General features: G+C 67.6%; 5 protein-coding genes and 2 pseudogenes. 2 read left to right on the forward strand and 5 right to left on the reverse strand.

What is annotated here, in order from left to right:
* Positions 1 to 59 precede the first annotated feature (59 nt).
* Positions 60 to 12,623 carry a type I polyketide synthase gene (locus CCUG20998_RS14615; protein WP_116269114.1) on the reverse strand — a complete coding sequence of 4,188 codons (12,564 nt, stop codon included), beginning with the start codon at positions 12,621 to 12,623 and terminating at the stop codon, positions 60 to 62.
* 330 nt (positions 12,624 to 12,953) lie between these two features.
* Positions 12,954 to 13,313, reverse strand: coding sequence for a hypothetical protein (locus CCUG20998_RS14620; RefSeq protein ID WP_081651020.1), 360 nt, complete (start codon positions 13,311 to 13,313; stop codon positions 12,954 to 12,956).
* 156 nt (positions 13,314 to 13,469) lie between these two features.
* On the opposite strand from CCUG20998_RS14620, the gene rbpA reads away from it, so the two are divergent.
* Positions 13,470 to 13,805 (forward strand): RNA polymerase-binding protein RbpA, encoded by a 336-nt coding sequence (gene rbpA, locus CCUG20998_RS14625; RefSeq protein ID WP_011740265.1) that lies wholly within the window; start codon positions 13,470 to 13,472, stop codon positions 13,803 to 13,805.
* Here rbpA and lnt read toward each other — a convergent pair.
* The 3 genes and pseudogenes from lnt to CCUG20998_RS14645 all read right to left on the reverse strand — a co-directional run.
* A pseudogene (lnt, locus tag CCUG20998_RS14635) lies at positions 13,788 to 16,457 on the reverse strand (apolipoprotein N-acyltransferase); the annotation flags it as partial. The gene rbpA and the pseudogene lnt sit on opposite strands and share 18 nt — an antisense overlap.
* A 289-nt stretch (positions 16,458 to 16,746) precedes the next feature.
* Positions 16,747 to 18,351: an amidohydrolase gene (locus CCUG20998_RS14640; protein WP_020729260.1), complete on the reverse strand. Its 1,605-nt coding sequence runs from the start codon at positions 18,349 to 18,351 to the stop codon at positions 16,747 to 16,749.
* A gap of 156 nt (positions 18,352 to 18,507) precedes the next feature.
* A pseudogene (locus CCUG20998_RS14645) lies at positions 18,508 to 19,014 on the reverse strand (FxsA family protein); the annotation flags it as partial.
* Between the two features lie 72 nt (positions 19,015 to 19,086).
* Here CCUG20998_RS14645 and CCUG20998_RS14650 point away from each other — a divergent pair.
* Positions 19,087 to 19,797, forward strand: a complete 711-nt coding sequence (locus CCUG20998_RS14650) for a dienelactone hydrolase family protein (RefSeq protein WP_020729262.1) — start codon at positions 19,087 to 19,089, stop codon at positions 19,795 to 19,797.
* Positions 19,798 to 19,996 lie beyond the last annotated feature (199 nt).

The raw sequence follows: 19,996 nt of genomic DNA on the forward strand, positions 1-19,996 counted from the left end.
TAGTGAGCACCGCTCCTCCTCATCGCTTTACTCTGCACCCCTGCGGGTGCGGCTCATGTCTACTCGTCGTCGTTCATGAACGCCGCGTTGACCAAGGCGTCGAGGTCCATGTCCGCTAGATCTTCCTCGCTGGTCTCCGCGGTCACCGCGGCCTGCCCATTGCCGCCGGTCTCATTTGCCAACGCGAGCAACAGTTCCAGCACCCCGGCTTGGCGCAGGCGCTTGACCGGAATCGAGGCGACCACCCGCTGCAGTTCGGCTTCCCCGGGTGCCTCGGCCGTGGTGTCGCTTTGCGGCGACGAGCCGACCAGTTCCCGGTGCATGTAACCGGCCAACGCGGCGGAGTTGGGGTAGTCGAAGATGAGCGTGGGCGAAAGCGCCAGCCCCGTCGCCGACTTGAGTCGGTTGCGCATCTCGACCGCGGTCAGCGAATCGAAGCCAAGTTCCTGGAAGGCACGGTCCGGGTCGATCGCGTCCGGGCTGGAGTTGCCCAGCACGGTCGCGATGTGAGAGCGCACCAAGTTCAGCAAGATGGCGTGCTGCTCATCTTCGGGCAGTCCTTCGAGGCGTTGCAGCAGAGCCGATTTCGACTTCGCCGCGGCCAGTGAATCATCGACCTGACGTCGAGTGGGCGCGTTGATCAGATCAACGAACATCGGCGGCAGGGTCCCGCCGTCGAACTTCACCCGCAATGCGGCAAAGTCGATGTGGGCGGGCAACATGAATGGTTCGCCGAGGACCATTGCGGTGTCGAGCAATCCGAGCGCTTCATCGGAGGACATGGCCACGATGCCGTCTCGGGCGAACCGCTTCAAGTCGACCGCTGCCAATCCGCCGGTCATGTTGCTGGCCTGATCCCACAGACCCCACCCCAGCGAAATCGCCGGCAGGCCGTGCGCTTGCCGGTGTACGGCCAGCCCATCCAGGAACGAGTTGGCGGCCGCGTAGTTGCCCTGGCCCGACGAACCCACCAGGCCGGCCATCGACGAAAACATCACAAACGCGGACAAATCCATGTCGCGGGTGAGCTCGTGCAGGTTCCACGCCGCATCCACCTTTGCCCGCAGCACCGTTTCCATGCGCTCGGGCGTCAGCGAGGTGACCACCGCGTCATCCAGCGCCCCAGCGGTGTGAATCACGGCGGACAGCGGGTGCTGCACCGGAATATCGGCAATCAGCTTGGCCAGCGCCGCCCGGTCGGCGGCGTCACAGGCGACCACCTGGACTTGGGCGCCAAAGGCGCTCAACTCCTCGGCCAGCTCCGCGGCCCCCGGAGCGTCTGGACCACGCCGACTGACCAGGACCAACTGACGCACCCCGTGGTGAGCCACCACATGGCGGGCCAGCGCCGAGCCTGCCATCCCGGTGCCACCGGTGATGAGTACCGTGCCTGCCGCCCACGCGTCGGGCATGGTCAACACGACCTTGCCGACATGGCGGGCCTGGCTCAGGTAGCGCAAGGCCGCCGGCGCGCGCCGCACGTCAAATGTCGTCACCGGAAGAGGCCGCAGCACATCCTCGCTGAACAGCGCGGCGAGCTCGGCGAGGATCTGCGCGATGTGATCCGGCCCCGCCTCGAAGAGGTCGAAGGCCCGGTACCGCACACCGGTGTGCTGTTGGGCGACCACCGCGGCCTCGCGGATGTCGGTCTTGCCCATCTCCAAGAAGACACCGCCGGGGGCAACCAGCCGTAGCGACGCGTCGACGAATTCGCCCGCCAACGAGTCGAGCACCACGTCCATGCCGCGCCCGCCGGTGGCCGCCCGGAACTTGTCCTCGAATTCCAGGCTGCGTGAGTCACCGATGTGGTCCTCGTCAAAGCCCATGGCCCGCAACGTGTCCCACTTGCCCTTGCTGGCCGTGGCGAATACCTCGAGACCCCAGTGCCGGGCCAGCTGCACGGCCGCCATGCCGACGCCACCGGTGGCCGCGTGCACCAGGATCCGCTGTCCGGGCTGCACCGAGGCCAAGTCCCGCAGCGCGTAGAAGGCGGTGGCGAACACGACCGAGGTGGTGGCGGCCGCGGTGTCAGACCAACCCGCGGGGATCTTGACCAGCAGCCGGTGGTCGGTAATGGCGATTGTCCCGGTGCCTTCCGGGAACAGACCCACGACCCGGTCGCCCACCGCGAAACGCCCGTCTGTCGAGGCGGTTTCGACGACAACGCCGGCACCTTCCACGCCCATCGCCGCGTCCGGGTCGGGGTAGAGACCCAGCGCGATCATGACGTCGCGGAAGTTTGCGGCCATCGCCGACAAGGCGACCCGAACGTGCCCCGGTTGGAGCGCGGCGTCGGCGTCGGGAATCGGTTCCAGGCGCAGGTTTTCGAACGTGCCCGCGGTGCTCATACCCAAGCGCCACGGGCCATCACCCGGTGGCACCAGCAGGCCGGCAACCGCGCGGCTGCCGTGTACCCGCGCGGTGTACACCTCGCCGTTGCGCCACAGCACCTGCGGCTCGCCGGCGGCCAACACCGCCGCTACAGCATGTTCGTCAAGTTCCGCATCGGTGTCGACCAACACGATTCGACCGGGGTGCTCGGTCTGTGCCGAGCGCACCAATCCCCATACCGCCGAGCCTGCCAGATCGGTGACATCCTCGTCCGGCAGCGCCATCGCGCCGCGCGTGGTGATGACCAATTGCCCTGCCCCATCACGGGACAGCCAGGATCGCAGCACCTCGAGCACGGCGGCGGTGGCCGCATACACACCCGCCACCACCTCACCGGCCTGAGGCACGGACTCGAACACCACCGAGGCCCCGGGGTCGTCATCGCCTTCGGACTCCGCTGCGCCCCAGATACGTACCGGCACAGGCTGCAACTCGGCCGAGGGCTGCGCCGTCCAATCCACCCCGAACAGGCGATCGGGTCCGGCCCCTGATACCGCAGCCCGCAGCTGCTGATCGGTCACTGGCCTTGCCAGCATCGACGCAACCGAGAGCACCGGTAGTCCTAGCCCATCGGACAATTCGATGGAGACCGCGGATGGCCCCGCGGGCGCGATGCGCGCCCGAACCGCCGAGGCTCCCGCGGCATGCAGCGTCACGCCCTGCCAGGCGAACGGAACCAGGACCGAACCCTCGGGGACCCCGAAATCGTCGGCGCCATCGGAAGCCAGTATCACCGCGTGCAACGCGGCGTCCAGCATCACCGGATGAATACCGAAGCCGGACACCGATACCCCGGCGTCGGCGGGCAAGGCAACCTCGGCGAACACTTCGTCGCCGCGACGCCACATCGCATTCAGGCCACGGAACGCCGGGCCGTAGCCGTACCCGCGTTCGGCCAACTGCTGGTATCCGTCGGCGTTTTCCACCTCGACGGCGCCGACCGGCGGCCACGTCGACAGATCGGTGGCCGGCTCCGGCGAACCAGAACCCAGTGAGCCCTCGGCGTGCAGTACCCAGTCCGAGCCGGCGTCGCCACGCGAGTACACCGACACCGCGCGGGCACCGGAGTCATCGGGGCTACCGACTACCACCTGTACCGCGACCGAGCCCCCGGACGGCAGTACCAGCGGTGCGGCCAGCGTCAGTTCGTCGACCACTCGACAGCCCACCTCGTCGCCGGCGCGAATGGCCAGCTCGACGAAGCCGGCACCCGGGAAGATCACCACACCGCCGACGGCGTGGTCGGCCAGCCAGCCCTGCGCCGCAAGCGACAAGCGGCCGGTGAGCACCACGCCGCCCGATGCGGGGAGCTCCACCACCGCGCCCAGCAGTGCGTGTTCGCCGGCCTGCAGCCCCAAGCCGGCCGCGTCGGCGGCAACTGCATCCCCCGAGAGCCAGAACCGTCGCCGCTCGAAGGCATAGGTCGGCAACTCCACAAAGTTGGACTGCCCCACCACGGCTCGCCAGTCCACGGCGGTGCCGGCGACGAATACCCCTGCCACGGCGCTCACCAGGCTCACCGGCTCCGGTCGATCCTTGCGCAGCGCGGAGGCCGTGGCCACCGGGTTGGTCACCGCAGCATCGGAGAGCACCTCTTCGATCGATGCGGTAAGACCGCTGCTGGGGCCAACTTCCAGGAATCGGGCGGCACCGGCTGACTGCGCGAAGCGGATGCTGTCGGCGAACCGCACCGCATCCCGGACGTGACGCTTCCAGTAGGCCGCCGAGCCGAAGTCCTCTCCGGCCAGCTGCCCGGTCAGGTTGGAAATGATCCCGATGGTGGGCGCACCGACCGTGAGTTCACCGGCCACCGTTGCGAATTCGTCGATCATCGGATCCATCAGCGGCGAGTGGAAGGCATGCGAGACGGCTAGCCGGTGCACCCTGCGGCCGTCGGCGCGAAGCTGCTCGGCCACGGCGCTCACCGCGTCCTGGGCGCCCGAGATCACCACCGACGCCGGTCCGTTGATGGCCGCGATGCTGACCTGGGCACCGAGTAGGGGCAGAACTTCCTCTTCGGTTGCCTGCACGGCAATCATCGCGCCACCGTCGGGCAGCGCCTGCATGAGCCGGCCGCGCGCGGCCACCAGCACCGCCGCATTCTCCAGCGACAAGACACCGGCGACGTGGGCGGCCGACAATTCACCGACCGAGTGCCCCATCACGAAATCGGGTCGCACACCCCAGGACTCCAGCAGCCGGTACAACGCGACTTCCATGGCGAACAGCGCCGGCTGGGCGAACTCCGTTGTGTTGAGCAGATTTTCGTCGTGGCCCCAGATGACCTCACGCAGTGGGCGCAACAGATGGCGGTCCAGCTCTCCGACAACGGTGTTGAACGCCTCGGCGAAGACCGGGTATCCGGCGTGCAGGCCCATGCCCATTCCCAGCAGCTGGGAGCCTTGGCCGGGGAAGACGAACACCGTCTTACCCGCGGCACCAGCCACACCCCGAATCACCGAAGCCCCACCGAACTCATCACCGGCCAACTCATCCAACCCGGCCAGCAACCCATCCCGATCAGCCCCAAGCACCACCGCACGATGCTCAAAGGTCGACCGACCCGCCAACGACCACCCCACATCAGCAACATCAAGCTCATCGTGAGACCGCACATGCGCCGCCAACCGCGCCGCCTGCGCCCCCAACGCCGAACCCGACTTCGCCGACACCACCCACGGCACCACCGGCACCGCACCACCAGAGGACCGACCGACCTCAACCCGAGGAGCAGCCTCCACAATCACATGCGCATTAGTGCCACTGATCCCAAACGACGACACCCCCGCACGCCGAACCCGATCCCCCGCCGACTCGGCCGGCCACGGCTGCGCCTCGGTCAACAACTCCACCGCACCCGCCGACCAATCCACATGCGGAGACGGCACATCCACATGCAACGTCGCAGGCAACACCTCATGGCGCATCGCCTGCACCATCTTGATCACACCCGCAACCCCCGCCGCGGCCTGAGTATGACCCATATTCGACTTGATCGACCCCAACCACAACGCTTTTCCAGCCGCCCCAGCCGACCCACGATCCTGCCCATAGGTCGCCAACAACGCCTGCGCCTCAATCGGATCACCCAACGTGGTCCCAGTCCCATGACCCTCGACCACGTCAACCTCAGCCGCACTCAACCCCGCATTGGCCAACGCCGCACGCACCACCCGCTGCTGCGACGGACCATTGGGAGCCGTCAACCCATTGGAGGCCCCATCCTGATTCACCGCCGAACCACGCACCAACGCCAACACCGGATGCCCCAACCGCTGCGCATCCGAAAGCCGCTCCACCACCAACATGCCGCCGCCCTCGGAGAACCCGGTGCCGTCGGCCGCGCCCGCGAAGGCTTTGCAGCGTCCATCCGCTGACAATCCACGCCAACGACTGAATTCAACGAAGATGTCTGGGGTGGCATTGATGGTGACGCCGCCGGCCAGCGCCAGATCACACTCACCGGACCGCAGCGACTGCACCGCCATATGCAACGCCACCAACGACGACGAACACGCCGTATCCACCGACACCGCCGGGCCCTCCAACCCCAGCACATAAGCCACCCGACCCGAAGCCACGCTGGAGAGCTGCCCGGTCAGACGGAAGCCTTCGACGGGTTCGGCAGCGAACATGCCGTAGCCCTGCGTCATCACCCCGGCGAACACACCGGTGGCGCTGCCACGCAAACCGCCCGGCTCAATCCCGGCGCGCTCCAGTGCCTCCCAGGACAGCTCCAGGAACATCCGCTGTTGCGGGTCCATCGCCAGCGCCTCACTGGGCCCAACACCGAAGAAGGCGGGATCGAAATCACCGACTCGGTCTACGAAACCGCCGGTGCGGGTGTAGCAAGCGCCGGGCACGTCAGGATCCGGGTTGAACAGGCCGGCCAGATCCCAGCCTCGGTCGGCCGGGAAGTCAGACAGCACGTCGCGACGGGCCATCAGCATGTCCCACAGGTCGTCCGGCGACTCGATGCCACCGGGGTAGCGGCATGACATGCCGACGATCGCGATCGGATCGTCACCGGTGACGCGTACGGCCGGGGTGTGCTTGACCTCTTGCGGGGCACCAGCGAGTTCGGCACGAATGTAGTTGGCCAAACCGTTGGGGGTTGGGTAGTCGAAGATCAACGTCGGCGAAAGCGATAGTCCGGTAACCGTTTTGATCCGGTTACGCATTTCGACGGCGGTCAGCGAGTCAAAGCCCAGCTCCTGGAACGCCTTGTCCGGGTCGATGGCCTCGGGCGTGATGGTGCCCAGCACGGTGGCGATGTGCGACCGCACCAAGTCCAGTACCACGGCGTGCTGCTCGGGCTCCGGTAGTCCGTGCAGGCGATGTGCCAGCGCGGATTTCGATTTCGCCGCGGCCAATGCGTCGTCGACCTGACGCCGGGTCGGAGCGCTGACCAGATCACTGAACATCGGCGGTACCGCCACCGCGTGAGCGCGCAGTGCGGCCAGATCTATCCGGGCCGGAGCCAGGAACGCCTGGTTGACGATGAGGGCGGTGTCGAACAGTTCCATTGCCTCATCGGAGGACAGCGCCAAGACACCCTCACGACCCAGCCGGGCCCGGTCGGCGGCATCCATTCCACCGGTCATGTCGCTGGCCTGATCCCACAGGCCCCAGCCCAGCGAAATGGCCGGCAAGCCGTGCGCCCGTCGGTGTGCGGCCAGGCCGTCGACGAACGTGTTGGCCGCCGCATAGTTGGCCTGGCCCGAAGATCCGACCACGCCGGCCATTGATGAAAACATCACGAACGCAGAAAGATCCAGATCACGAGTCAACTCGTGCAGGTTCCACGCGGCATCGACTTTGGCTCGCAGCACCGTGTCGACACGTTCGGGGGTCAGCGAAGAAATCACCGCGTCATCAAGCACACCACCGGCGTGGACCACGGCGGACAGCGGCCGCTGCGCGGGAATCTCGGCGATCACCTTGGCCAGCGCCGGACGGTCGGCCGCGTCACAGGCCACCACCTCGACCTGTGCTCCGGCAGCGCTCAACTCGGCTACCAGCTCGGTGGCCCCCGGTGCGGCGGGGCCCCGCCGGCTGATGAGCACCAGATGGGCCACGCCGTGGTGGGCCACCAGGTGCCGCGCGAGCGCCGAACCCGCCATGCCGGTTCCACCGGTGATCAATACCGTTCCGCCACCCAGCGCACCACCTTGGTCGGCAGGCATGGTCATCACGACCTTGCCGATGTGGCGGGCCTGGCTCAGGTAGCGCAACGCCGCCGGGGCGCGCCGCACGTCGAAGGCCGTGACCGGCAGTGGCCGCAGCACTCCGGCGTCGAACAGCCCGGCCAGGTCGAGCATGTACTGGTGCATGCGCGGGCGACCGGGTTCGAACAGGTCGAATGCGCGATAGCGCACGCCCGGATATTCCTGGGCGATGACGCCGGGGTCGCGGATGTCGGTCTTGCCCATCTCCAGGAACACCCCGCCAGGGCCCAGCAGGCGCAGCGAAGCATCCACGAATTCGCCGGCCAGCGAGTCCAGCACTACATCGACGCCACGGCCGCCGGTGACCTCGCGGAATTTCTCCTCGAATTCCAGGCTGCGCGAATCCGAGATGTGGTCTTCGTCAAAGCCCATGGCCCGCAAGATGTCCCATTTGCCCTTGCTGGCGGTGGCGTACACCTCCAGACCCAGGTGCCGGGCCAACTGCACGGCGGCCATGCCCACCCCGCCGGTCGCGGCGTGGACCAGTACCCGTTGACCTGGCTGGACATTGGCCAGGTGCACGAACGCGTAGTAAGCGGTGGTGAAAACGGCTGAGATTGCGGCCGCTTCGGCGTAGGACCAGTCGGCGGGCTTGGGTAGCAATAGCCTGACGTCGCCGGCCACCAACGTGCCGCTGCCGTCCGGGAAGAATCCGTATACCGCATCGCCGACCGCGAATTCGGTTACGTCCGGCCCGATTTCGACGACAACGCCGGCACCTTCGCCGCCGATCAAGGCGTCGTGGGTGAACATGCCCAGCGTGATCATGATGTCGCGGAAGTTGGCGGCGATGGCGCGCATGGCCACCCGCACCTGGCCCGGGCCCAGCGGCGCGCCGGCGCCCGGAACCGGCTCCAGCTGCAGATTCTCGAAGGTGCCCGCGCTGCTCAGCCCCAACCGCCACGGCCCGTCGGCAGGCGGCACCAGGATGCCGTCTGCGGCGCGGCTGGCGTGCACCCGCGCCGTGTAGGGCTGCCCGTTGCGCAGCACTACTTGTGGTTCGCCGACCGCCAGGGCCGTCGCTACCGCCGCAGCGTCGACCGCAGCGTCGGAATCAACCAGGACCAGCCGGCCTGGGTTCTCGGTCTGCGCCGAGCGCACCAATCCCCATACCGCCGCGCCGGCCAGATCGGTGACGTCCTCGCCGGCCAGCGCCATGGCGCCCCGGGTGGCCACCACCAGCACACCCGAATCATGTTCGGTCAGCCACGACTGCACAGCCGCCAGCGCCTGATGGGTGCGCTGATAGGTCCCGCTGAGCGGATCGCCTTCAGCTGCAACGGATTCAAAGAGTTCATAGGCGGGTGCCGCATCGGTGGCGGCAACCGTCATAGGCGTCCAGACCACCTCGAACAGCCGGTCTGGACCGGATGCGGACACCACGGCGCGCATCTGCTGCTCGGTTACCGGGCGGGCCACCATCGCCTTGACCGAAAGCACCGGCAGACCAAGATCGTCGGCGAGTTCCACCGAGACCGACGAGGGACCAACCGGCGCGATCCGTACCCGCACCGCCGCGGCCCCCGCCGCGTGCAGAGACACGCCCTGCCAGGAGAACGGCAACACCAGCTCCGCGTCGGGATTGGCGATCACCGCGGTGTGCAGCGCGGCATCCAGCAGCGCCGGGTGCACGCCGAAACCGCTGGTAGATCCGGCCGCCTCGGGCAACCGGACTTCGGCGAACAGCTCCTCGCCACGCGCCCACATCGCAGTCAGTCCACGGAACGCGGGCCCATACCCGTACCCACGTGCATCCAGCCGCTCGTACCCGTCTGCCACGTCGACCGCGATGGCTCCGGCGGGGGGCCAGGCCGACAGGTCGGCCGCGGGCTGGGCGGAGTCGGCGCCCAGGGTTGCCTCGGCGTGGCAGACCCACACCGAGCCGGCGTCGGTGTCGGTGCGGGAGTAGATCGACACGCTGCGCTCCGCCGAATCGGCGGCGGCACCGACGACCACCTGTACCGCAACCGAACCCGATGCCGGGAGTACCAGCGGCGTGCGCAGTGTGAGCTCGTTGACCACCGAGCAGCCGACTTCGTCGCCGGCCCGGATTGCCAGCTCGACAAACCCGGTGCCGGGAAACACCACTACCCCCGATACCGCGTGATCGGCCAGCCAGCCGTGCGCGCCGAGCGCCAGGCGGCCGGTCAACACGACACCGCCCGATTCCGGAAGCTCCACGACAGCGCCCAACAGCGCATGCCCGCCAGCGCTCAACCCCAGTCCGGATGCGTCGACGCTGACGCCCTCTCCGGAGAGCCAAAAGCGCCGCTTCTCAAACGCATACGTGGGAAGCTCGACCAGGCCGGCACCGTCGAGCGGGCCGCGCCAGTCCACATTCACGCCGGCCACGAAGGCCGCGGCGGCCGACGCCAGGAATCGCTGCAGCCCACCGTCTTCCCGACCCAAGGTGGGCACGACGATGGGGTCGGCACCGGAATCGGCCGCGCAGTTGCGGTAGGTGTCCTCGATACCGGCGATCAGCGCGGGGTGCGGGCTGGATTCGATGAAGGTGCGGTATCCGTGGCCGCACGCGCTGCGCACGGCCTGGTCGAACTGCACCGTCTGCCGGATGTTGCGATACCAGTACTCGGCATCCAATTCTGCTGTGTCCAAGCGACTTCCGGTCACCGACGAGAAGAACGCGGTCCGCGACGAAAGCGGCTCGATCCCGGCCAGAACTTCGGTCAGCTGGCCTTCGATCGCCTCCACCTCGACCGAGTGCGACGCATAGTCCACGTCGATGCGACGGGTGCGCAGCTCCCGGTCCGCGCACTGCGGGATCAGTTCCTCGAGCGCTGCCACCTCGCCGGAGACCACTACGGCCGAGGGGCCGTTGATGGCGGCGATGCTGACCCGATTGCCAAAGGGCTCCAACAACTCCCGCGCCTGTTGCTCGCCACAGGCCACCGACACCATGCCGCCCGGTCCGGCCAGTCCGACAAGCAGCTTGCTGCGCAGGGTGACCACCTTGGCGGCATCGCGCAACGACAGCGCACCGGCCACGTATGCGGCAGCGATCTCGCCCTGGGAGTGCCCGATGACGGCATCCGGGCGCACCCCGACCGACTTCCACAGTTCGGCCAGCGACACCATCACCGCAAACAGCACCGGCTGCACGACGTCGACCCGGTCAAGCCCGGGCGCCCCCGCAGCGCCGCGGAGCACGTCGAGCAGCGACCAGTCGACGAACTCCGCGAAGGCCTGGCCGCATGACTCGATGTGGCGCGCGAATACCGGTGCGGTGTCGAGCAATTCGATACCCATGCCGATCCACTGGGAACCTTGGCCGGGGAAGACGAACACCGTCTTACCCGCGGCACCAGCCACACCCCGAATCACCGAAGCCCCACCGAACTCATCACCGGCCAACTCATCCAACCCGGCCAGCAACCCATCCCGATCAGCCCCAAGCACCACCGCACGATGCTCAAAGGTCGACCGACCCGCCAACGACCACCCCACATCAGCAACATCAAGCTCATCGTGAGACCGCACATGCGCCGCCAACCGCGCCGCCTGCGCCCCCAACGCCGAACCCGACTTCGCCGACACCACCCACGGCACCACCGGCACCGCACCACCAGAGGACCGACCGACCTCAACCCGAGGAGCAGCCTCCACAATCACATGCGCATTAGTGCCACTGATCCCAAACGACGACACCCCCGCACGCCGAACCCGATCCCCCGCCGACTCGGCCGGCCACGGCTGCGCCTCGGTCAACAACTCCACCGCACCCGCCGACCAATCCACATGCGGAGACGGCACATCCACATGCAACGTCGCAGGCAACACCTCATGGCGCATCGCCTGCACCATCTTGATCACACCCGCAACCCCCGCCGCGGCCTGAGTATGACCCATATTCGACTTGATCGACCCCAACCACAACGCTTTTCCAGCCGCCCCAGCCGACCCACGATCCTGCCCATAGGTCGCCAACAACGCCTGCGCCTCAATCGGATCACCCAACGTGGTCCCAGTCCCATGACCCTCGACCACGTCAACCTCAGCCGCACTCAACCCCGCATTGGCCAACGCCGCACGCACCACCCGCTGCTGCGACGGACCATTGGGCGCCGTCAACCCATTGGAGGCCCCATCCTGATTCACCGCCGAACCACGCACCAACGCCAACACCGGATGCCCCAACCGCTGCGCATCCGAAAGCCGCTCCACCACCAATATGGCGCCACCCTCGGACCAGCCGACCCCGTCGGCCGCGCCCGCATAGGCTTTGCTGCGCCCGTCCGGCGCCAGCCCGCGATGCCGACTGAACTCCACGAAGACCGTCGGGGTGGCATTGACGGTGGCACCGCCGGCCAGCGCCAGATCACACTCACCGGACCGCAGCGACTGCACCGCCATATGCAACGCCACCAACGACGACGAACACGCCGTATCCACCGACACCGCCGGGCCCTCCAACCCCAGCACATAAGCCACCCGACCCGAAGCCACGCTGGAGGTCATGCCCGTCAGGCGGTAGCCCTCGATCTCCTCGGCGAACATGCCGTAGCCCTGGACGATCAGTCCGGCGAACACACCGGTGGCGCTGCCGCGCAAGCCGGTCGGATCGATGCCGGAGCGCTCCAGTGCCTCCCAGGACAGCTCCAGCAGCATCCGGTGCTGCGGGTCCATCGCCAGCGCCTCACTGGGGGCGATACCGAAAAAGCCGGGATCGAAGTCGGCCACGCCGTCGACGAAGCCGCCGGTGCTCGCGTAGGACTTGTGCGGCGTGTCCGGATCCGGGTCGAATAGGTCGGCCAGATCCCACCCGCGGTCGGTGGGAAAGTCCGACATCACGTCGCGGCCCTCGGCCACCATCTGCCACAGGCCTTCGGGGGAATCCACCCCGCCCGGGAAACGGCATGACATTCCGACGATCGCGATCGGCTCACTCGACCGCTCCAGCAGCGCACGATTGGTGCGCTTGAGGCGCTCAACCTGGACCAGCGCTTTGCGCAACGCTTCGGTCGCATGCTGAAGTTGATCAACCATTACTGACCTCGCCTAACCCTCATCTAGCAATTGGTCGTCGACCGCCGGCCTTCGCCGGATCACGGAAGTTGCTGCACGAAGCGATGTCGCTGCATTTTCGACCACCGTCGTGCTGCGTTCCGACCGAAGAATGTCGCTGGTGAGTATCGCCAACTCCGGCAAGATTTCAAAACGTCCAATACTCCCAGCTATTTGCGAAACGGGCGGGCGCCAATGCGGCCGGATAACCCGTGGGCTGGATTTCCGTTGCACTGTGGTCCCGTATACCCCTGCGTACACCAGGCCCGCCGTCCATGGCGCGACTTTACCCGGCGCGCCGAGGCCAAACGGTCAGACACCCACTCGGCGCCAGCCGTCGGCGGCCCTGGCGGCCCGCAGCAGCTCGTCGCACAACTCACGCAGCTCGTCGACGCCGGCTCCCTCGTCAAGCGCGGTGGCGACGTCCTCGGCTGCGCATCGCACCTGGTAAACGCGATCCGACAGGTCGGCCGCCTCGTCCGCCGACAACACCACGGCATCGGCCGGCAGCGCCAATGCGGCCCCCGCATCGCCCCGGGTCATCATGGCCCGTTGCTCGTAGGCCCGCTGCCGGCATGACTGCCGGCAGTACTGACGACGACGGCCCATACCCGCGTCGGTGACGTCACGGCCGCACCAGCGGCATGGTTGAGGGCGAGGACGACGACTCACGCCTGCCGACTTTAGTCGGCCTCGCTCGACGCACTCGGTATCATTAATGGTCGCGTCGTGCGCCCGGGAACTATGTAGCCGGTCGCGACGTTTGGCAATCGGAAAGAATCACCAGTACGGAGCCCACCAGCTCGATGATCCGGAGGAGTAGCGGCGATGGCTGATCGTGTCCTTAGAGGCAGTCGATTGGGGGCCGTAAGTTACGAAACCGACCGCAACCACGACCTCGCCCCGCGTCAGATTGCTCGGTACCGCACCGAGAACGGCGAAGAGTTCCAGGTGCCGTTCGCCGACGATGCCGAGATTCCCGGCACCTGGCTGTGCAAGAACGGCATGGAAGGCACCCTGATCGAGGGTGATCTGCCGGAGCCGAAGAAGGTCAAGCCGCCGCGCACGCACTGGGACATGCTGCTCGAGCGTCGCTCGGTCGAAGAGCTCGAAGAGCTGCTCAAGGAACGTCTTGACCTGATCCGGTCGCGTCGCCGCGGCTGATGCCGCGGCCGGACCGCCGGCTAGCTGTGGTCGTGGGTGTGGGCGCGGTCGCCCCCACCCTCAGAACCCGCGAACCTGCCCTTGACGCCCCACCGGGTGACTTTGAACAGCGCCTCGCGGATGTTGGACCCGCTCATCTTCGATACACCGATCTCGCGTTCGGTGAAGGTAATGGGAACCTCGACGACGACGAAGCCGCTGTTCACGCTGCGCCAGGTCATCTCGATCTGGAAGCAGTAGCCCTTGGAGTCGACGCTGGCGAGGTCGATCTTCTCCAGCACCTCACGGCGGTAGGCGCGGTAGCCGGCGGTGATGTCATGCACCCCAATGCCGAGCGCGAGCCGCGAATAGGTGTTGGCCGTCTTGGACAAGGCCAGGCGCCGCCACGGCCAGTTTCGTACCGTGCCCCCGGGGACATAGCGCGAACCGATGGACAGGTCCGCACCGGCGTCGACGGCGTCCAGCAGGCGGTGTAGCTGTTCGGGCGCGTGGCTGCCGTCGGCGTCCATCTCGACCAGCACCGAGTACCCCCGGCTCAAGCCCCAGGCGAACCCTTCCAGGTAGGCAGCACCCAGGCCGTTCTTGGCCGTGCGATGCAGGACATGAATGCGATCGGGATCGGCGGCGACCAGCTCGTCGGCAAGCCGCCCGGTGCCGTCGGGGCTGTTGTCATCGACGATCAGCACGTGTACGTGCGGGCACGCGTCGACCACCCGCCGATGGATCAGGGGCAGGTTCTCCCGCTCGTTGTAGGTGGGAATGATCACCAGGGTGCGCTCGCTGGGACGAGGTCCCGGGCTCTGGGGCGCAGGTTGGCCGGTGGTCATGTAGCTCCTTATATGTCGCCCGAAATCAGGTTGAGTGGTGGCCGCCCGCCTCAGGCGGGGTGCCGGTTGCTGTCTGCAGGTCGTCCTCGGATTCGTTCCGGGACGCCGCGCCCGAGTCGTCAGCTTCGTCCTGGGGCGCATCGGACTGATCAGCTTCGCCCGCGGGCCCGGACCGCCGACGCGTCGGACGCGGGAACCACCCATTGTGCCGCATCGCGACCAGAATCAGCACGCCAGCCGCCCCTACCATCAGCCATTGCAGGATCGGAGCCCAGCGTGTTGCCGGGGTGAGTCTGGTCTTGAGACGGACCTGTATGTCCAGATAAGCGGGCTCGAAGAAATCGGTCCGAACCAGCTCGCGACCGTCTGGCGCTATCACCGCGCTGATTCCGGTGGTGCCGGCGACCACCACATATCGGTCGTGTTCGACGGCCCTCACCTTCGCAAAGGCCAACTGCTGCTCGCTCATCGTCTTGTTGAACGTGGCGTTGTTGCTGGGCACGGCCAGCAGTTGGGCCCCGTTTCGGACGGCCTTTCGCGGAGCCCTGTCAAAGATCACTTCCCAACAGGTCGACACGCCCACCGGTACGCCTGCGATGTTCACCACATCCGAACCCGGCCGGGGTACGAAGTGCCCGGCCCGGTCGGCATACCCGGAAAGATGCCGGAACAGCCACGGCATGGGCAGATATTCGCCGAATGGCTGCACGATTTCCTTGTCGTGGCGGTCGCCCGGTCCGGTGGTGGGATTCCAGACCAGCACGGTGTTGGTGTACTCCGCGTTCTCCGAGTTCTTCTGGCTGCTGCCCGGAGCGTCGAGCACCGTACCGACCAGGATCGGCGCTCCGATCGCCACGGCGGCCTTCGAGATCTGCTGCGCAGCGTCGGGGTTGATGAGTGGATCGATATCCGAAGAGTCCTCCGGCCAGATGACGAACTGCGGCTGCGGAGCTAGGCCGGCTCGGACGTCCTCGGCCAGCTCGAGTGTCTCGCGGACGTGGTTGTCCAGGACCGCGCGACGCTGCGCATTGAAGTCCAGACCCAGCCGGGGCACGTTGCCCTGGACCACCGCGACGGTGATGGTGGGTTCTCCGCCGGATCCCGCACCGGCGTGGCGCACCTGCGGCCACACAATGACCGCGGCGAACAACACCAGACAGACGGTGATACCCGGCAGCAGGACCGCGGGGGGCTTGGCCGGCTCGGGGTCGGCCTGCGGAGCGGCCGGGCTGCCGGTGCGCCACCACTTCTCGATCTCCAGGGCGATAGCGGCAAAGCTGGAGCCCACCAGCACTACCCCGGTGGACAGCAGCGGCACACCGCCGAGCTGCGCCAACGGCAGCAGCGGCCCGTCAACCTGGCCGAACGCCACCGATCCCCAGGGGAAACCGCCGAACGGAACGATCGACTTCAGCCATTCTTGTGCGCCCCACAGCACCGCGAACCAGATCGGCCAGCCCGGCAATCGGCGCACCACGACCGCCGACAGGCCGAACAAACCCGGGAACAGCGCCGAGGTGGTGGCCAGCACCAGCCAGGGCACCGGCCCCACCAACGTCCCGATCCACGGCAGCAGCGGCACGAAACAGGCCAACCCGAACACGAATCCATAGCCCAGCCCACCGACAGGGGTGGTGGCTGGGTGCATCAGCACCCAGGTCAGCAGCGCCACCGAGACGATGGCAGCCCACCACCAGTTGGTGGGCGGGAAGCTGGCATACATCAGGAATCCGGCGACAAGCGACACCACCAACCGCACCAGCCGCGGGCGAGTTGCGGCCCACAGGCCGGGCAGTCGAGCCGCCGCTCCGGCGCCAAATGCCACCAGCCCTTGGCGCGCGGCAGTTCCGAGCCGAACGGCAGCGCTCGGCCCGGCGCTCACCTGCGTGGTCTCGGCCTCGGTCTCCGAATCCTGCACCTCGTCCTGCGCCTCGTCCTGCTCGTCGGCGAGATCGTCGGCGATCGCGGCGTCATCGCCCGGGTCAGCGGTATCGGCGTCGGGCTCTCGTCCATCGCCTAGCTGACCTGTTTGGTCAACGCCGGGCTCAGGTTGCACAACCTCCGGATTGTCCTCTTGAGCATCCACAGGCAGCCTTTCGCGACCGAGCCAGTCCCTAGCCATAAATGACCGCACCTCGATGCACGGTTTGACGACACCGCGGCAGCGGATCCGCCGGATCCAGCCGCGGCAGCGCGGGCACGCGCGACCGCGGGTCGGTAGACCAACGCTGGACGGCATCGCGGGGTGCGCTCACGGTCAGAGCGCCGGCGTCCCACACGGCGTACGAAGCGGGCGCCCCGGGAACCAGGGTTCCGGTCTTTCCGTCCCGCACGCCCGCGGCCCGCCAGCCGCCGCGCGTTGCTGCCGCGAACGCCGCCCGCGCTGACACCGCGCTGCCCGCGGTGTGGTGGTTGACCGCCGCACGCACGCTCGCCCAGGGGTCAAACCCGGTGACGGGTGCGTCGGAACCAAACGCGAGGGGCACGCCTTGGGATGCTAACAGCGCAAGCGGATTGAGCAGGCGAGCTCGCTTCGGACCAAGGCGCCGGGCGTACATGCCCCCAGCGCCTCCCCACAGCGCGTCAAAGTTTGGCTGCACGCTGGCGATGATGCCCCACGCGCCCAGCTTCGCCGCCTGTTCAGCGGTGACCATCTCGGCGTGTTCCAAGCGGTGGCCGCAACGAGCCACGGAGACCACCCCGAGGTCGGCCACGACCCGCTCGAACGCGTCGACCACTGTCGCGACGGCGGCATCACCGATGACGTGAAATCCTGCGGTCACTTCCGCCTCGGTGCAGGCTCGCGCGTGTGCTTCCACCGCTGGCCCGTCGAGGTGGCAGGTTCCGACGCAGCCGGGCTGATCGGCATAGGGCTCATGCAGCCAGGCGGTGCGCGACCCGAGCGCCCCGTCCACGAAGAGATCACCGGCCAGGCCGCGCGCGCCCGTTTCGGCCATCAGCGTGCGCGCCTGGGCGGCAGTGGTGACCGCCTCACCCCAGTAGCCGATCACCTCGACACCGTGCGGCAGGGCGGAGAGCTGCAGCCAGTCGTCGAGGCCACCGATTTCGGGGCCGCCGCACTCATGCACCGCGACGATGCCGGCGGCCGCCAGCGACCCCAGCGCCGCGGTCCGCGCCTCGGCGAGCTGTGGTTGGGTCAGCAGATCGCGGGCGCGGGCGCGGACCAGGTGGTGGGCTTCGCCGGTCAGGGGCCCCTGCTCGGTGAACCCGGCGGCCTCCGACAGCTGCGGGACCAGCCGGCGCAGGCCCGAGGAGGCCAGCGCGGAATGGACGTCGACTCGAGCCAGGTATGCGGGCCGCTCACCGAGCACCGCGTCGAGTTGAGCGGTGCTGGGCGCGATGTGCTGCGGCCATGCCGACTCATCCCAGCCATGGCCCCACAGCGGCTGGCCCGGGTGCGCCGCGGCGTGGTCGGCAGCCAACTGCAGGCACTCCGCCAGTGAGCTCGCGGGCCGCAGGTCCAGCCCACTGATCGTCAGACCGGTCGCGGTCAGGTGGATGTGGCTGTCCACGAACCCCGGCGCAACCAATCCGCCGTCGAGATCCTCTACCTGCGCATCGGGGAACTGGTTGCGGCCGACGTCGTCGCTGCCCAGCCAGGCAACGGTATCGCCGCGCACCGCCATGGCGGTGGCGTCAGGATGCGTCGGGCTGTAAACCCGGCCGTTGACCAGCAGCTTGGTGGAAATCCGCGTCACACCGCAAAACTACGTGGGCGGGCCGGCCAGCTACCTGGCACCCGGCGCCGAGCGGTGGCGCGTCGAGGTACGCACGTTTCCGAAACTGTCGAAGCGAGTGAAGCCGTTGAATCGATCGAAACCATCGAAATCATCGAATTCGTCCAATTCGTCGACCTCGACCACCGCCCGCGGCAAGGTCGGCGGCTCACCATCGATGACGTCGATAACCTCGCCGTCGATGAAGTCGCGCTGCTCACGGGCGTTGCGGCGGTTGAACGCATCAGCCATGCTCGCCGCCGCGGCGCCGGTCAGCGGCACCCGTCGCAGCAAACCTCGCACCGCGATAGCGGTCAGGCCGGGACGGGCTGCGGCCCGGATCGGCGGGGCCAGCAGCAACAACCCGAACACGGTGGTGACCAGGCCGGGAACCAGCACCAGCCCGGTGGCCACGGCAACCAGCGCGCCGTCGCTGAGCACGCTTCGCGGTTCCTGCAGGCCGGAGCGCAACTGCCCGAGCTGACGGCTCAGCTGCCAGCCGCCCATTGGGGCCCAGAGCACCAACCCCAGGACGAAGCTGGCCAACAGCACCAGAACTGCCCAGGCGAACCCGATCGCTGCCGTAAGCCCAATCAGTGCCATGAGCTCGACAACGGCGTAGATGAGAATTAGCCGACCTACCATGTGACGCCAACGTATGGGAACTGCGCCCGAGTTCCGCGTACGGTCGCAACACGGCTGCAGTTAGATGACGCTATGACGACGATTGATATCGACACCCCCGCCGGACCAATCGACGCACTGCTGGGCGTTCCCACGGGAGAGGGTCCGTGGCCGGGGGTAGTCGTGGTCCACGACGCGATCGGTTATGCCCCCGACAACGAGGCGATTTCCGAGCGCATCGCCGCGGCAGGCTACCTGGCGCTGACTCCCAACATGTATGCGCGCGGCGGCCGCGCTCGTTGCATTACCCGCGTCTTCCGCGAGCTCTTGACCAAGCGGGGCCGCGCGCTCGATGACATCTTGGCCGCCCGCGACCACCTATTGGCCATGGCCGAATGCTCCGGCCAGGTCGGCATCGCGGGCTTCTGTATGGGCGGTCAATTCGCCTTGATCCTGTCACCCAAAGGCTTTGGCGCATCGGCACCGTTTTATGGCACCCCGCTGCCGCGCCACCTCAGCGAGACGCTCGACGGGGCGTGTCCGATCGTGGCGAGCTTTGGCAACCGCGACCCGCTGGGCCTGGGCGCACCCAGCCGGTTACGCGAAGTGACCCAGGCCAAACAGATCCCCGCCGACATCAAGGGCTATCCGGGTGCCGGGCACAGCTTCGCCAACAAGCTTCCCCGACAACCGCTGCTGCGCATCACCGGCTTCGGCTACAACGAAGCCGCGACCGAAGACGCGTGGGGCCGGGTCTTCGCGTTCTTCGGCGAGCACCTGGCCGCCGGGACTTCGCGGGGCTGAGCACCGCCAGAGCGGTTGGCGTTCGGCCCGCGGGCGTCGGTGCGAAATCGCCAGCGCGAGGTTGCATTACGGCAAACGCCGCGGCGTGTCGCTGCCCGAAAACCCGGCAAATTGTCACACTGCCGGTATGTTTCGTCCCTCAACAGACGATCACCGCCAGCAAAGTGGCTGGTGCAGAGTGAGATCCGCACCCCGACCG

The sequence above is a fragment of the Mycobacterium marinum genome, assembly GCF_003391395.1.
GTDB lineage: Bacteria > Actinomycetota > Actinomycetes > Mycobacteriales > Mycobacteriaceae > Mycobacterium > Mycobacterium marinum.

Bases quoted from the DNA above. Each gene is read 5' to 3' on its own strand.
- CCUG20998_RS14650 (WP_020729262.1), top strand. From the start codon at position 19,087: ATGACGACGATTGATATCGACACCCCCGCCGGACCAATCGACGCACTG.
- CCUG20998_RS14615 (WP_116269114.1), bottom strand. From the start codon at position 12,623: ATGGTTGATCAACTTCAGCATGCGACCGAAGCGTTGCGCAAAGCGCTG.
- rbpA (WP_011740265.1), top strand. From the start codon at position 13,470: ATGGCTGATCGTGTCCTTAGAGGCAGTCGATTGGGGGCCGTAAGTTAC.